A 13,486-nucleotide genomic window follows, 5' to 3' on the forward strand; every position below is an offset into this window, starting at 1 on the left:
CGAAGGCGCGGCGCCTGGCTTGCGGGCGCAAACCCGCCGAAAGTCAGCCTCTGAAGCTCACGCGGTCCGTCAATTCGTCTTCGGCGTGAGCATCTTGCCTTCGATCTTGGGAAGATCGTCTGTTGATACCGACTTGTCGCCGCCGGCGCGGCGGGCGAGTTCGACCGTGAGCCGTTCGGCGGCCTCGGGCTGCATCAGGCCGAGGATGTCGGACATCTTGCGAGGCTGGATCTGCGAGGCGATCTGGTAGAGCACGGTCATCTCCAGCCGATCGAACACTTTTGCGGCGTCCTTCGGCTTCATGTTCTCGTACATGGTGACGATGCCCTTGAAACGGGCGGCGTCGGCTTCTGCCTTTGCCGCCGCATCGGCATTCGTCTTCGCGTCATTGGCCTTGGCCTCCTCGACCTTGGCCTCGATGCGCTTCTCCGCGGCCTTCAGGAGGCTTTCGCGAATCTCGACCTCGCGGGCACGCGTCTCGAGCTCCTGGCGGCGCGACTGCAGCCGTTCCAGGATCGCGCGTTCGGAGGCCGACACCGGCGGCGGCGCATCCAGATTGACCACCACGCCGTCGGGCTTGGGCGCCTCCGCGGCCGGTGCGGCCGGTTTCGGTGCCTCGTCCTTCTTCGCGTCCTTGCCCTCGACCGATCCCGTGATGTCGCCGGGATCGGCCTTGAACTTGCCGTCGGCAACCGTCTTGGGAGCGCCGGGGAAGTTGAAATTCTGCTGCGCCCAAGATGGACCGGCCGGCGGCGCGTCGTCGGCAAACACGTAACCGCCATCGAGCACGAGGCCCGCGACCTTCAGCACCATCAGGCCGAAGATCGCAACCAGCACCACGGGCATCACTCTGATGTCACGAAGCAACTTCATGCAGCGAGGCCGCCGGCCCTCCTGCGCTCGGTGAAGGCTTCAGCCGCCGCGGCAACCGCGCGCGCGGCCGAAACCCTGGGCGCCTGCGCCACCGGCGCGGCGGGTGCCGGCGCATGCGCGGGCTCCGGCGGCCGCGCGGCCATCGCGATCTTGGACAGGCGGCGCACCACGTGGTCGCCTTCCGCCAGCTGGTTCTTCAACTGCGCCGACATCTGCACCGCCGCGTCGAGCTGGTTGCCGAGGTTCTCGTTGACGTCGCGCACCGCGTGCTTCAATCCGCCAATCGCCCGCTCGGCGATCTCGGTCGCGGTGATCAATTCGGCGATCGTCGCCTTCAGCGAATGCTCGTCCGCCTTCAGCCGTTGCAGCCGCTTGTTGAGCAGCCAGCAATAGCCGATCGTCAGCATCAGCAGCACGGCTACCAGACTCTCGATTGCTAGTCCAAGCACATGACTCATGGTGCCTCCATCATCTTGGTCCGCTCGTCCGCCTTCTCGAACATCGCGAAGGTGGTTTGGGGTTTACGCAAATTCTTGGTGACGCGGATCGCGACGCGGTCGCCGACGCGGCCCATGCGGCCCTCCGTCAGGGTGACATTGCCGCAACGGACCGAGACCAGCGCGTCGGAACGGATATCCAGCGGCAGCGTGTCGCCGACCTTGAGCTTCATCAGCTCCTTGAGCGGGATGTCGGCCTCGTACAGCACCGCATCGACCGCAATCTCGGCCTGCGCCACTTCGGTGGCGAAATGGCCTTCCCAGATCGGATCGCGGCCGAACTTTTCGCCCATGAACATCTGCAACAGCACGTTGCGGATCGGCTCGATGGTGGCGTAGGGCAGCAGCAATTCGACATTGCCGCCGCGGTCTTCCATGTCGATGCGCAGGCGCACCAGGATCGCGGCATTGGCCGGGCGGCTGATCGCGGCAAAGCGCGGATTGGTCTCGAGCCGGTCGATCGTGAAGGTCACCGGCGACAGCGGCCGGAACGCCTGCTCGGCATCCGACAGCACCACCTCGACCAGCCGCTTCACGAGGTTGGTCTCGATCGTGGTGTAGGGCCGGCCCTCGATCTTGAGCTGGGTCTGGCCGCGGCGGCCGCCGAGCAGCACGTCGATCATCGAATAGATCAGGTTGGAGTCGACCATGGCGAGGCCGAAATTCTCCCACTCCTCCGCCTTGAACACCGAGAGCACCGCCGGCAGCGGGATCGAGTTCATGTAGTCGCCGAAGCGCACCGAGGTGATGCGGTCGAGCGAGACCTCGACGTTGTCGGAGGTGAAATTGCGCAAGCTGGTCGTCATCAACCGCACCAGGCGGTCGAACACGATTTCGAGCATCGGCAGACGCTCGTAGGACACCATCGCGGAATCGATGATAGCGCGGATGCCGGAATGATCGTCGAGGCTGACGTCGCCGACCGTGAAGCCGAGGAGATTGTCGATCTCCTCCTGCGACAGCACGCGCTCGCCATTGGTGTTCTTGCCGCCGAAGTCGCGGCTGCCGTCCTCGACCATGGCGGCCCATTGCAGCGCCATGTTCTCGGTCAGCTCGTTCTTGGCAGCTTCCGCCGCGGCCGCCGCGGGATCCTCGGAATCGAGCGAGGCTTCCCATTGGGCCGCAATGGCGTCCTGGTCCATCTGGTCGTTGCCGGCCATGGCCTTACATCCGCCCCGTCACTGGATCACGACTTCCTTGAACAGCACCGCGTTGACCTGGTTGGGCGCCAGCGCGAGGTTGACGCGCTTGGTCAGCTCTTCCTTGAGACGGAACAGGCCGGCCGAGCCGTTGAGATCGCTCGGGCGCAGTTCGCGCATGTAGGTCTGGAACAGGTCGGTGACGCGCGGCAGCGCCGGCTTGATCGCCTCGACCTGCTTCTCTTCCTTGATCTCGAGCACGAGCTTCAGCTTGAGATATTGCACCCGCTCGCCGGGCGCGCCGACCAGATTGACCAGCATGTCGGGCACGTCGACAAAGCTCGGCGGCTTCGGCGGCGGCGCTTCGGCGTGCTGCTCCTCGCCGTGACCGCGCATGAAGAAGAACCATCCGCCCGCCCCCGCGCCGAGCACGACGAGGAAGCCGACGACGGCGATGATCAGCTTGAGCTTGCCCTTCTTCGGAGCGGCCGCGCCCTCGCCGCTATCCGTCTTTTCCTCGTCCGCCATCGTCCGCTCGCTTCAACCTGAAGGATGCGAACGCGATTTGCCCCAGCTTTGGCTTGAAGACGCGATACAAAGGCCGCCGGCGCATACGCGCCCCAATGCCGGCAACACTGGGGTCATAATGGTTAACGGAAGATTAGGATTTACCTTCAACTAGGAAAAAACTGCCGGGCAAACATGGTCAACAAGACCTTTCTGCCGCCCGGCACGGCGCCCTGCAAAACACCTAACCCATTCAAATATCTGATTATTCCAAGTTGGCACAGGTTTCGCTGAGAGGACGACGTGACCGGCGGGTTTGGGAGAACCCAATGGTTACCGACGGTCCGGCGTGAAGGTTTGGGAGAACCTTTCGCATCGGATCACCTCACAGGGGAGAACCACCGATGCAGAATACGCTTCTGGTCGGACTATCGAAGCAGATGGTGCTGGAACGGCAGATGGATGTCGTTTCCAACAACATCGCGAACATGAATACCAACGGCTACAAGGCCGACCGGTCGCTGTTCCAGGAATATCTGTCCTCGAACGCGCATGAAGACAATTTCGCGTCCTCCGACCGCCGCGTCTCCTTCGTGCAGGACCGCGCGACCTTCCACGACTTCTCGCAGGGCCCGACCGAAGAGACCAAGAACCCGCTCGATGTCGCGATCGACGGCAACGCCTTCCTGGTGGTGCAGACGCCGGGCGGCGAGCGCTACACCCGCGACGGCAACCTTCAGATCAACAATCGCGGCCAGCTCGTCACCGCCTCGGGCTACCAAGTGCTCGGCACCGCCGGCCCGATCACGTTCCAGCAGACCGATCACGACGTCAACATCGCCCCCGACGGCAACGTCAGCGTGCTCGAGGGCACGTCCCGCCTCGACTCGATCCGCGGCAAACTGCGCCTAGTCTCATTCGCGCAGGCCCAGCGCCTGCTGAAGGAAGGCTCCAACCTCTATGTGCCGGGCGAAGGCGCGGTGCCGCAGCCGGACACCAAGGCGCAGATCCGCCAGGGCTTCATCGAGAAGTCGAACGTCAATTCCGTCGTCGAGATGAGCCGCATGATCGAGATCACGCGGACCTACACCCAAATCGCCTCGCTGCTCCAGCAGCAGAGCGACCTGCACAAATCGGCGATCGAGAAGCTCGCCGACGTGCCGAACTGATCCGGGGGATTGAACGATGCGCGCACTTTATACCGCGGCGACCGGAATGGCGGCACAGGAACTCAGCGTTCAGGTGATCTCCAACAACATCGCGAACCTGCGTACCACCGGCTACAAGAAGCAGCGCGCCGCGTTCCAGGACCTGATCTACGACCATGTGCGCCGGGTCGGCGCGCAGGCGTCGGACCAGAACACCATCATGCCGATGGGCATCGACCTCGGCGGCGGCGTCAAGACCGTCGGCACGCCGCGGATGATGACCCAGGGCACGCTGTCGCCGACCGGCAACGATCTCGACATCGCGATCCGCGGCGAAGGCTTCTTCAAGATCCTGATGCCGGACGGCACCTTCACCTACACCCGCGACGGCTCGTTCCAGATGGACAACCAGGGCCGCATCGTCAACGCGCAGGGCAATTTGCTGCAGCCGACGATCACGATCCCGCAGAACGCCTCCGGCCTCACCATCAATGCGCAGGGCCAGGTCTCGGTGACGCTGCCGGGCCAGACCGCATCGACCAACATCGGCCAGGTCGGCCTGACCCGCTTCATCAACAAGGCCGGCCTGATGCCGATCGGCGACAACCTGTTCCAGGAAACGCCGGCCTCCGGCCAGCCGCAGGACGGCATCGCCAACACCGACGGCTATGGCGACATGCAGCAGAGCAACCTCGAACAGGCCAACGTCGAAGTGGTCTCGGAAATCTCCGACCTGATCGCCGCGCAGCGCGCCTATGAGATGAACTCGAAGGTGGTCTCCGCGGCCGACCAGATGATGCAGTCGACCTCCAACCTGTTCCGCTGAGGATGATGTCGATGATCGCCCGCTCATTCCTGATCGCAGCCGCGCTGCTCGCGGTGACCGCGCTGCCAGCCGCCGCGCAAAGCCGCGGCGAGAGCATCGCAGTGCCGACACTGCGCGCCAGCGTCACGGTCGCGGACGACATCGTGCGGGTCGGCGACCTCATCGACAACGCCGGCAGCGCCGGCAGCATCGCGATCTACCGCGCGCCCGACCTCGGCACCACAGGCACGCTGCCGGTCGCGCAGGTGCTGAACGTGCTGCGCACCCACCAGGTGATCGGCGTCGACACCCGCGAGCTGAAGGAGATCACCGTCACCCGGCCCGCGCGCATCATCGACAGCAAGGAGATCGAGCAGCAGGTATCGCGCGCGCTGGAGGGCCGCCACGGGCTCGGCAGGGCCGGCAGCATCGCGCTGACCTTCGACCGCGATCCCGGCGATATCCGCCTCGAGGCAACCAGCACCGGCGCGATGCAGCCCGTCGCCGTGCGCTACGACCAGCGCTCGACGCGCTTCGACGTCACCTTCGAGGTCAGCAACGAAGCCGGCACGGCTCCGTACAAGCTGCGCCTCACCGGCACCGCGATCGAGACCATCGAGGCCGCCGTGCTGACGCGCAATGTCGAACGCGGCGACGTGCTGAAAGCCTCCGACGTGGTGGTCGAGCGCCGTCCGAAAGCCGAAATCGGCAACGACGCGGCGGTGCGCGACGGCGCCGTCGGCATGCAGATGCGCCGCCAGATCCGCGCCGGCCAGGCGCTGCGCACGGCCGACATGGCAAAACCCGATCTCGTGACCCGCGACCAGAACGTCACGCTGGTCTACCGCACCTCCGGTCTCTACCTCACGATCCGCGGCAAGGCGATGGATGGCGGCGCCGAGGGCGACGTCGTCAACGTGATGAATTTGCAGTCCAAGCGCGCCGTCTCCGGCGTCGTCACCGGCCGCGGCGAGGTTTCGATCTCGGTCGCAACCCCGCGCGCAGCGCCGGCCGCCGACGCCGCCTCGTCAGATTCCGCTCCCGTCAAGCTGAGTTCAGTCGCACCAAACGCCGAGTAAAGTTCATGTCCCAGTACCGCCTCAACCGCCTCATCCTGACCGGTGCGCTGCTCGCACTCGGAACGATCGCCAGCGGTTGCTCGTCGATCGACCGTCTCTCCCAGATCGGCGAAAAGCCGAAGCTGACGGAGATCGAGAACCCGACGGCGCAGCCCGGCTACAAGCCGGTGCAGATGCCGATGCCGAAGCCCGAGGTCGCCTCCTACAGCCCCAACTCGCTGTGGCGCAGCGGCTCGCGCGCCTTCTTCAAGGACCAGCGCGCCGCGCGCGTCGGCGACATCCTGACGGTCACGGTGAACTTCACCGACAAGGCCGCGATCGCCAACGAAACCCAGCGCAGCCGCAGCAATTCCGAAGATTCCGGGGTGACCAACTTCCTGGGATCGCAGACCATCACGCAAGCCAACAAGATTCTGCCCGGCAAGATCCTGACCGCCGAATCCACGGCCTCGAGCGACGGCAAGGGCTCGGTCAATCGCCAGGAAGCGCTGCAGACCAGCGTCGCCGCCGTCGTCACCCAGATTCTCCCGAACGGAAACCTTGTCGTCGAAGGCAAGCAGGAGATCCGCGTCAACTACGAAATCCGCGAGCTGATCGTGGCCGGCATCGTGCGCCCGGAAGACATCCAGAGCGACAACACCATCGACTCCTCGAAGATCGCCCAGGCCCGCATCGCGTATGGCGGCCGCGGCCAGATCACCGACGTGCAACAGCCGCGCTACGGCCAGCAGGTTCTCGACGTGCTCTTGCCCTTCTAACCGGCATGATCCCGAAAAGTGGAAACCGATTTTCGGATAACGATCATGCCTGAGTAGGATTTTTTCGAGCTCCCACATCTCGTCGCGAACCTAGGCGCGGCGCGGTGTACCAACACGGCCCTCGCTAGCTCCCCTGGCGAGGGCCGTGGCATTCTTGTGACCGGTCGAATGCACTAGCGTGTTTTCGAGCGAAGCGGACACCGGTTCGCGTGAAGAAAACGCGTCAAGACAATAATCGAGAGCCCGTTCCGATTCCATCGGAACGGGCTCTCGCACAATCGTCGCGCACCAGTCCGATACCGCTTCGTGCAAGTCGCGCGATCGGCTTCTCGGTTCGTTAACCGTTGGGCGAAGGTTAAGTAGCAGTCCCTCCGCTTGCAACGTAGCTAGACGACAACGCAGGGTTTGCAGTTCGTGACGGTCATGCAAAGAGACGGTCAATATGCGGCGTGGTTTCGCACACCGCGCGGCGAAGGCACCGGAATAGTCCAGCTCGCAAACGGCAGGATCACAGGCGGCGACGCCATGTTCACCTATGGCGGCTCCTATCAGCTCGATGAGGACCGCTTCACGGCGGTCCTGACGACGCACAGATATGCCGACGGCCCGTTTACCACCGTATTCGGATGCGACGAGGTCGAGGCGCAGCTGACCGGTACCTTCAGCGGCAATCGCGCGGTGTGCTCGGGCACCGCCAAGCAGGCCCCCGGCGTGTTGTTCGAAGCCACGCTGTTTCTGCAGCAACAGGAGCAGGCGCCCGCCCCCGGTCCAAAAACCACGGCAACGCGCGCGGATGTGACGAGGCTGCCGAAGCTCCCCGACCGCCGTACGACCGTCGTGACCCGGCGTTTCAGCTGATCCGTCCGCAATCCCGATGGCATCTCCGCCCCTTCAGGCGTAGCATCGCGCATGCGCGAAGCGCAGCCCGATCGATACAGCCGGAAGGAGGAACGCATGTATGCCGCCATCCGTCACGCCAAGGCGAAGACTGGTAGCGCCGAAGAACTCGCGCGCCGGATCAAGGAAGGCGCAATTCCGATCATCAGCGATGTCGAAGGCTTCATGGCCTATTACGTGGTCTATGCCGGCGACGACACGGTCACCGCGATCAGCGTCTTCAACAACCATGCCGGCGCCGAGGAAGCCAACCGCCGCGCACTGGCCTGGATCGATGACAATCTCGGCCCATTGCTGATCGGGCAAGTCACCGCAATTGCCGGTCCGGTGATCGTGCACACCAAGGCGTGATGAGTTCGTCATGCCCGAGCTTGTCCGGGGCATCTACGTCTTCGTCTCCTTGCGAAGAAGGACGTGGATGGCCGGGACAAGCCCGGCCATGACGGTGCGAAAAGCCCGGTTGATGCCAGATGCGATAGCTCTGGGGTTACAGGCGTCCGGACGAAAGCTCCCGATCCATGCGACAATCGCCGGGGTTCGCGGTAGGATGCCGCGAACGCCACATGAGCGGAACGAGCACGGACACGACCGCAATGGGCACCAGGCCGACCACGGTCATGAAGCTCGTCGCGCATGCTTCCTGCGGCGCCGTCGGCGCCTTTGTGTTCGGCTTGTGCCTCGCAAGCACGATCAAGCGCTTCGATGGCCTCTCGCTCGCCGTCACGATTCTACTCGCGGTCCCCGTCATCTCCGACTGGTTCTGGACGCGCCGCGAGGTTCGCCGGCTCGCTGCCGGCGATATGGCCAATCAGCAGGCAACTCAATTCCTCTGGTCTTATCTTTTCTTCGCCATGCTCTCGTCGGGTTTTGGCATCGCGGTGATGGCCGTGATCTTGCAGTCGGCAGACTTCACGCGGACATTCGGCGCAATCGTGTTCGGCGTGCTGACGTGCATCGGAATCTACCCGCTTGTCCGCGACGCGAAACGCCTTGCCGATACAGTGGAGCTGCGGACGATACTTTGATCTCGGCAGGCCTTGATCTCAGCAGGCCTTGCCGCCTCGCCTCGATCGCTAGGCGGACACGGCTTCCGGCATCGGCATTCCGCGCAAGGTCATGAACGAACTGCCGAGCATCGCCTCGATCCTCATCGCCGCCAGCCACAGCAGCGCACCGCAGGTCAGGTCGATGACGTAATGGCCGCCGATCGGAAGCGTCGAGACGAGGACGAGGAGATTCCAGATCAGCGTGATGCCGAACAGCCACCGTGTGCCGATCGTTGCGAAGACCGTCATCAAGGCAAGACAGGTGTGGAACGACGGAAAGGTCACGACGCCCTGCAAATTGCTCAACGACAATTCCGGAGATACGCCGTTGCGGAAGTACTCGAACTTCGCGAGATGATAGATCCCCGCGTGCTCGGGCAGCGCATCGAGGATCGCGACGGGATGATCGAAATAGACAAAGGCCCCCTTGGCGGGCCAGAACACCGAAAACATCGTCGATGCAACGATCGTCAAGGCGAACACGAATGCAAGTTGCCAAAGCTTGTCGAAGCGCTTTGTCGCCGCCAAGAGCACGAACAGCACGGCCACCTGGACGAATGAGCTGCAATAGGCGGCGGCGAGCAGCTCGATCAGCCAGGGATGGTTTGCAAACCACAGGATGATGGACGGCAAATCGATCCCGATGAAGCGATCGGCATCGGCGAGACTGCCATCGATCAGGGGGAACTTGTATCTCAGGCCAACGAGGCTGATTGTTGCTGCCGCCGCGGCCGACCAGAAGAAGACGGCAACCGCTCCTGCCAGGTTGGACAGAACCGGCGCGGACCGCCATCTGCCATAGACGATATGGACGGCAAGGAGAAACCCCATCAGGCCCGAAAACAGCGCCAGGCTTTCGGGCTCGACTGCGATCTCGAATCTCCAGAGCAGGAAGCCGGCGAAACCGCTCGCGGTGATGCCAATCAACCATGCGCCACGCTCGACCCGCTGATGGGGTTGCGGGATGCGAGTTTCCTCGCTCGTGGCTGCTGTTCTCGGGGAGGCCTGCTGTGCGACATCGGTGTCGGCCGACGACGCGGCCCGTGACGGACCAACCAACTGACTGAACATTGCGACTGCCATTCCAGCGGGCGCCTCGACACGAGACCCGCTCATTCCACAGCCACAGGTTTAGCCGCCACGCCTCCAATTGCGTTGGTAAGCCAATACAACCTGTGGCAGGTCGCCGGTCATTCGCATCCGATGGTGAACGATTTATTTCCCGATATTGCTGACAACGGGACTGGAGTTCCCGTGCGCAGAACTCAGGTTCCCGGCGCGATCCAGGCTATTCGGAGTCGGGCCTGTCGCTCAGGACCACGAAAACCTTGCCGCCGAAGTCGTATCGCGCGACCGCGCGCATGCCGAGCCGCAGATGCGCCTTGAGCGAGCGCGGATTGTCTTCCCTGATGAACAGGATCGCTTCGCGGCCGGGAAACGTTGCCTGAAGCCTGGCGTAGAGCGCGTCGAGGATGCCGCGGCCGCGCGCGTCCGGGGCGACGCACACGGGGCCATACACATACGCACCGGGGCCGCCTGGCCAGGCCTTCAGCATGGCCTGCACCGGCGGGGCCTCGCCGAATCCTTTCTCCGACGTCAGGAGCGCACCGAGCAGCCTGCCCTCATCGCCGATCGCGATGACGATCGATTGCCCGCGTGCAATGCGCGTCTCAATCACCTCGCGCGGCCATTGCCCGAGCAGCATGCCGCCGCGGTCGCCGGCGTTGGCCGTCAGCAGCGCTGAGATCGCTTCCGCATCCGACGATGTGGCGAGCCTGGTCTCGATCATCTCGGACGGACCGGATCGGCAGGCCGCATGCCGGCGCAGCTCATGCCTTCTTCGCGGTTGCGCGAGCGCCCGCGGCGGCCTTCTTCGCCGGCTTCTTCGCAGTTTTGCTGGATTTGGCCTGGTTGAGCTCGATCGCAGCACGGATCAGGGCCTTCAGCGCGCGGTCGTTGATCTTGTCGCCCTCGAACAGATCGATCGCGCGCCGCACATTGCCCTCGAAGCCGGTGTTGAACAGCTTGTCGGGATCCGGAAGCTGGGCGCCATACATGAAGGTCAGCTTCACCTTGCCCTTGTGGGCGTTGCCGACCGCGATGATGCCGTCGCGCGACCACACCGGGCTGCCCATCCACTTCCATTCCTCGATGATTTCCGAGTCGGCGGCGAGGATGCTCTTGCGCAGGCCGGCGAGCGTCTTGCCGCGCCAGTCGGTGAGATCCTCGATCATCTGGTCGATACGTTCCGATGCCGTCATTGCTGCCTCGTGGTCCCAGCCTGTCCCATGCAATCACATTTGTGATGCGGAGGTCGATCCTCCCTGCATCCGCGGCGCCAGATAGGGCAACGCGAACAGATACAGGCCGCTCAACAGCATCAAGATCAGCGGGAACAGCGCCAGCAGGCCGATCCAGACGGCTTGCTGCTGCAGAACCATCGCGACGATGTTGATGATGACGGCAACCGTAAAGGCGATCGAAAGCCAGCGGTGAAATTGCCTGATCCAGTTGTTCCAGTTCATGTGACCTCCTGTTGGGTGTGATGGTGTCGTTAGACCGTCATTGCGAGGAGCGAAGCGACGAAGCAATCCATTCATCCGCGCGCGCTGCACGCTGGATTGCTTCGCGGGAGCCTGTCATCGGACGGCGCTACGCGCCGACCCGTTGGCTCGCAATGACGGGGATGGAGCGGTAGCAATTCTCACTCCGGCCGCACCAGCAGCTGATCGAGATTCTCCAGGAACTGCTTCCACCCGGCATGGGCGCCGCCATAGGCCTGCTTCTGATGCGGCCGGAAGCCGGACTGCTCGACGCGCAGATGGGTGCCCTTCGCTGTCGGCGTCAGCGTGAAGACCACCACGCTCTCGAGATTATAGGCGGCATCCGCATGCGCGAAATTCCAGGTGTAGGACAGCGTCTTGTGCGGCTCCACAGTGAGCACCTTGCAGTCCAGCACGCCGCCCCACTCGCCGCGCAGATTGAAGCTGTGCCCGACTTCGGGCTTGAAGTCGTTCTTCATCAGCCACTCCTCCATCAGATGCGGTTGCGTCAGCGCGCGCCAGAGCTTTTCCGGCGGATGGGGAAACTCGCGCTCCACGATTGCGGAGCGCGTTTCAGCGGTGGTCTTGTTCATTGGTCCATCCTTTTGAGAAGATCTTCGAGGTGGTCGAACCGGTTCTGCCAGAAGCCCGCCATCTGGCTGGTCCAGTCGATCAACGGCGCCAGTGCGCCGAGTTGCGCGCTGTAATGCGTCTGCCTTCCTTCATGGCGGTCGCGCACCAGCCCGGCCTGCTTCAGCACGCCGAGATGCTTTGACACCGCCGGCTGCGAGATCTTTGCCCGCGCGGTCAGCGCACCGACGGTCTGCTCGCCCTCGCGGCACAGGCGCTCGAATATCGCCCGGCGGGTCGGGTCTGCGAGGGTTCGAAACAGCACGTCGTGAGCGTCCGGCATTTTGCGATCAATAACCCGTTGGCTATGGATCAACGTATAACTGAGCAGCTATGGATTGGTCAAGTGAAAGTTGAGGAAAGCACACTGACGCTCTGGCTCGCCGCTTTAGACGGCTTGATGCAAGGTCGGCCATCTCGATAAACCCATATCCAACTGGTTATATGTTTGCCGTTGATTTGCCCGTCGGGACGAAACGAGATGCAAAGCTCAAACGGATTAGGTCGCGAGAATGCGGAAGCATGACTCATAGCCCGCGCAACACACTCGGTGTCGTCCTGGCGAAAGCCAGGACCCATTACCCGAAATTTCAATTGTTGCGCGACGCTGGGGCCGCGATCCCGTTCATCACTGAATTCGGTGGTTATGGGTCCTGGCTTTCGCCAGGACGACAGTGACGAATGTGGCGCCCACCAGCCTACGCATGCGCCTCGTTGCGACGGCGCTGCGCATGACCTACACATATCGCGCGGATGCGGTCCCTGTTCACGGAGAACCTTGATGTGCCAGCTCTGCGAAATCACGCCTCCCAGCCGAACCTCCCGGCGTGTCTTCCTCGCTGGCGTGGCGTGCACCGCGGCCAGCCTCGCCCTTGCGCCGGCTGTGACGGCCAAAGAGACAAAACCGCCGCCGAAGCCGCAGAACGTGCTGCCGCCGGACGCCGCGCTCGACCGGCTGGTGAAGGGCAACCTCCGTTATGTCGAAGGCGTTTCGCGGCGGCATGATTTCAAGCACGAGCGCGAGGCGCTGTCCGGCGGACAGAACCCGTTCGCCGGCATCCTGAGTTGCGCGGACTCCCGCATCGCACCGGAATACGCGTTCGATACCGGCCGCGGCGATCTGTTCGTCTGCCGCGTCGCCGGCAATTTCGCCAGCGACGAGATGATCGCAAGCCTCGAATATGCGCAGTCCGTGCTCGGCGTGCCGCTGTTCATGGTGCTCGGTCATGACAGTTGCGGGGCGGTCGACGCTGCGATCAACTCGCTGAAGGACAACACCACCCTGCCCGGCCATCTGCCCTCGCTGGTCACCGCGATCGCGCCTGCGGTGAAGGCGACCGAGGGCAAGCCGGGCGACCGGCTCGCCAACGCCATCAGGCAAAACGTCATCGACAACGTCGCGAAGCTCAAGACGGCGACGCCGATCCTCAGCGCCGCGGTCGATCAGGGCAAGCTCAGGATCGTCGGCGCGGTCTATCGGCTGACCGACGGCAAGGTCGAGCTCGTCACGGACGCCCGGCGACCGGCGACTTGAACCTCGGCGCGGCCTGCGACCACTGAAGCC

18 protein-coding genes are annotated in these 13,486 nt (G+C 63.6%); 8 read left to right on the plus strand and 10 right to left on the minus strand.

Features of this window, described 5'->3' with window-relative positions:
* Positions 1-69: 69 nt before the first annotated feature.
* From JQ573_RS11725 to fliL, 4 genes are read right to left on the minus strand one after another with little or no spacing between them, the layout of a single operon-like run.
* Positions 70-873 (minus strand): MotE family protein, encoded by an 804-nt coding sequence (locus JQ573_RS11725; RefSeq protein ID WP_212310048.1) that lies wholly within the window; start codon positions 871-873, stop codon positions 70-72.
* Positions 870-1,331 carry a DUF6468 domain-containing protein gene (locus tag JQ573_RS11730; RefSeq protein ID WP_212310049.1) on the minus strand — a complete coding sequence of 154 codons (462 nt, stop codon included), beginning with the start codon at positions 1,329-1,331 and terminating at the stop codon, positions 870-872. Before JQ573_RS11730 ends, JQ573_RS11725 begins: the two co-directional genes overlap by 4 nt.
* Positions 1,328-2,530 carry a flagellar motor switch protein FliM gene (fliM, locus tag JQ573_RS11735; RefSeq protein WP_092115408.1) on the minus strand — a complete coding sequence of 401 codons (1,203 nt, stop codon included), beginning with the start codon at positions 2,528-2,530 and terminating at the stop codon, positions 1,328-1,330. Before fliM ends, JQ573_RS11730 begins: the two co-directional genes overlap by 4 nt.
* 18 nt (positions 2,531-2,548) lie before the next feature.
* Positions 2,549-3,037, minus strand: coding sequence for a flagellar basal body-associated protein FliL (gene fliL / locus JQ573_RS11740; RefSeq protein WP_050403480.1), 489 nt, complete (start codon positions 3,035-3,037; stop codon positions 2,549-2,551).
* A gap of 383 nt (positions 3,038-3,420) precedes the next feature.
* Here fliL and flgF point away from each other — a divergent pair, with 383 nt between their 5' ends.
* The 7 genes from flgF to JQ573_RS11775 all read left to right on the plus strand — a co-directional run bounded on the left by flgF (position 3,421) and on the right by JQ573_RS11775 (position 8,728).
* Positions 3,421-4,185, plus strand: a complete 765-nt coding sequence (gene flgF / locus JQ573_RS11745) for a flagellar basal-body rod protein FlgF (protein WP_092115410.1) — start codon at positions 3,421-3,423, stop codon at positions 4,183-4,185.
* Between the two features lie 16 nt (positions 4,186-4,201).
* The gene (gene flgG, locus JQ573_RS11750) at positions 4,202-4,990 is read left to right on the plus strand and encodes a flagellar basal-body rod protein FlgG (RefSeq protein WP_092115411.1); all 789 of its coding nucleotides are present in this window, start codon (positions 4,202-4,204) and stop codon (positions 4,988-4,990) included.
* Between the two features lie 2 nt (positions 4,991-4,992).
* On the plus strand, positions 4,993-6,048 hold the full coding sequence (gene flgA / locus JQ573_RS11755) for a flagellar basal body P-ring formation chaperone FlgA (RefSeq protein WP_212310050.1): 1,056 nt from the start codon (positions 4,993-4,995) through the stop codon (positions 6,046-6,048).
* Between the two features lie 5 nt (positions 6,049-6,053).
* Positions 6,054-6,806, plus strand: coding sequence for a flagellar basal body L-ring protein FlgH (flgH, locus tag JQ573_RS11760; RefSeq protein WP_212310051.1), 753 nt, complete (start codon positions 6,054-6,056; stop codon positions 6,804-6,806).
* Positions 6,807-7,229: 423 nt separating this feature from the next.
* Complete coding sequence (locus JQ573_RS11765) at positions 7,230-7,664, plus strand: hypothetical protein (RefSeq protein ID WP_229169080.1); 435 nt, start codon at positions 7,230-7,232, stop codon at positions 7,662-7,664.
* A gap of 96 nt (positions 7,665-7,760) precedes the next feature.
* Positions 7,761-8,054 carry an antibiotic biosynthesis monooxygenase gene (locus tag JQ573_RS11770; RefSeq protein ID WP_092125805.1) on the plus strand — a complete coding sequence of 98 codons (294 nt, stop codon included), beginning with the start codon at positions 7,761-7,763 and terminating at the stop codon, positions 8,052-8,054.
* A gap of 266 nt (positions 8,055-8,320) precedes the next feature.
* Positions 8,321-8,728, plus strand: coding sequence for a hypothetical protein (locus JQ573_RS11775; RefSeq protein ID WP_212310052.1), 408 nt, complete (start codon positions 8,321-8,323; stop codon positions 8,726-8,728).
* A 48-nt stretch (positions 8,729-8,776) separates the two neighbouring features.
* Here JQ573_RS11775 and JQ573_RS11780 read toward each other — a convergent pair whose 3' ends face one another.
* The 6 genes from JQ573_RS11780 to JQ573_RS11805 all read right to left on the minus strand — a co-directional run bounded on the left by JQ573_RS11780 (position 8,777) and on the right by JQ573_RS11805 (position 12,205).
* Complete coding sequence (locus JQ573_RS11780; RefSeq protein WP_212310053.1) at positions 8,777-9,676, minus strand: phosphatase PAP2 family protein; 900 nt, start codon at positions 9,674-9,676, stop codon at positions 8,777-8,779.
* 361 nt (positions 9,677-10,037) lie between these two features.
* The gene (locus JQ573_RS11785; RefSeq protein ID WP_212310054.1) at positions 10,038-10,538 is read right to left on the minus strand and encodes a GNAT family N-acetyltransferase; all 501 of its coding nucleotides are present in this window, start codon (positions 10,536-10,538) and stop codon (positions 10,038-10,040) included.
* 40 nt (positions 10,539-10,578) lie between these two features.
* Positions 10,579-11,010: a DUF1801 domain-containing protein gene (locus tag JQ573_RS11790; RefSeq protein WP_212310055.1), complete on the minus strand. Its 432-nt coding sequence runs from the start codon at positions 11,008-11,010 to the stop codon at positions 10,579-10,581.
* Between the two features lie 33 nt (positions 11,011-11,043).
* A complete protein-coding gene (locus tag JQ573_RS11795; protein WP_212310056.1) occupies positions 11,044-11,274 on the minus strand; it encodes a hypothetical protein in 231 nt (76 codons plus the stop codon).
* Positions 11,275-11,453: 179 nt separating this feature from the next.
* Positions 11,454-11,885, minus strand: a complete 432-nt coding sequence (locus JQ573_RS11800) for an SRPBCC domain-containing protein (RefSeq protein ID WP_212310057.1) — start codon at positions 11,883-11,885, stop codon at positions 11,454-11,456.
* Entirely contained in the window at positions 11,882-12,205 is a 324-nt protein-coding gene (locus JQ573_RS11805) for a helix-turn-helix transcriptional regulator (protein ID WP_050403489.1), read from the minus strand. The genes JQ573_RS11800 and JQ573_RS11805 overlap by 4 nt, the downstream gene beginning before the upstream one ends.
* 498 nt (positions 12,206-12,703) lie before the next feature.
* Between JQ573_RS11805 and JQ573_RS11810 the strand changes: the two genes are divergently transcribed.
* Positions 12,704-13,456 carry a carbonic anhydrase gene (locus JQ573_RS11810; protein ID WP_212310058.1) on the plus strand — a complete coding sequence of 251 codons (753 nt, stop codon included), beginning with the start codon at positions 12,704-12,706 and terminating at the stop codon, positions 13,454-13,456.
* The last annotated feature ends 30 nt before the right edge of the window (positions 13,457-13,486 follow it).

This window comes from Bradyrhizobium sp. AUGA SZCCT0105, assembly GCF_018129565.1.
In the GTDB taxonomy this organism is placed as follows: Bacteria; Pseudomonadota; Alphaproteobacteria; order Rhizobiales; family Xanthobacteraceae; genus Bradyrhizobium.

Bases quoted from the DNA above. Each gene is read 5' to 3' on its own strand.
- JQ573_RS11810 (WP_212310058.1), top strand. From the start codon at position 12,704: ATGTGCCAGCTCTGCGAAATCACGCCTCCCAGCCGAACCTCCCGGCGT.
- JQ573_RS11790 (WP_212310055.1), bottom strand. From the start codon at position 11,010: ATGACGGCATCGGAACGTATCGACCAGATGATCGAGGATCTCACCGAC.
- JQ573_RS11775 (WP_212310052.1), top strand. From the start codon at position 8,321: ATGAAGCTCGTCGCGCATGCTTCCTGCGGCGCCGTCGGCGCCTTTGTG.
- flgF (WP_092115410.1), top strand. From the start codon at position 3,421: ATGCAGAATACGCTTCTGGTCGGACTATCGAAGCAGATGGTGCTGGAA.
- JQ573_RS11805 (WP_050403489.1), bottom strand. From the start codon at position 12,205: ATGCCGGACGCTCACGACGTGCTGTTTCGAACCCTCGCAGACCCGACC.
- JQ573_RS11770 (WP_092125805.1), top strand. From the start codon at position 7,761: ATGTATGCCGCCATCCGTCACGCCAAGGCGAAGACTGGTAGCGCCGAA.
- JQ573_RS11785 (WP_212310054.1), bottom strand. From the start codon at position 10,538: ATGATCGAGACCAGGCTCGCCACATCGTCGGATGCGGAAGCGATCTCA.
- fliL (WP_050403480.1), bottom strand. From the start codon at position 3,037: ATGGCGGACGAGGAAAAGACGGATAGCGGCGAGGGCGCGGCCGCTCCG.
- fliM (WP_092115408.1), bottom strand. From the start codon at position 2,530: ATGGCCGGCAACGACCAGATGGACCAGGACGCCATTGCGGCCCAATGG.
- JQ573_RS11730 (WP_212310049.1), bottom strand. From the start codon at position 1,331: ATGAGTCATGTGCTTGGACTAGCAATCGAGAGTCTGGTAGCCGTGCTG.
- JQ573_RS11795 (WP_212310056.1), bottom strand. From the start codon at position 11,274: ATGAACTGGAACAACTGGATCAGGCAATTTCACCGCTGGCTTTCGATC.
- JQ573_RS11725 (WP_212310048.1), bottom strand. From the start codon at position 873: ATGAAGTTGCTTCGTGACATCAGAGTGATGCCCGTGGTGCTGGTTGCG.
- flgA (WP_212310050.1), top strand. From the start codon at position 4,993: ATGATGTCGATGATCGCCCGCTCATTCCTGATCGCAGCCGCGCTGCTC.
- flgH (WP_212310051.1), top strand. From the start codon at position 6,054: ATGTCCCAGTACCGCCTCAACCGCCTCATCCTGACCGGTGCGCTGCTC.
- JQ573_RS11800 (WP_212310057.1), bottom strand. From the start codon at position 11,885: ATGAACAAGACCACCGCTGAAACGCGCTCCGCAATCGTGGAGCGCGAG.
- JQ573_RS11765 (WP_229169080.1), top strand. From the start codon at position 7,230: ATGCAAAGAGACGGTCAATATGCGGCGTGGTTTCGCACACCGCGCGGC.
- flgG (WP_092115411.1), top strand. From the start codon at position 4,202: ATGCGCGCACTTTATACCGCGGCGACCGGAATGGCGGCACAGGAACTC.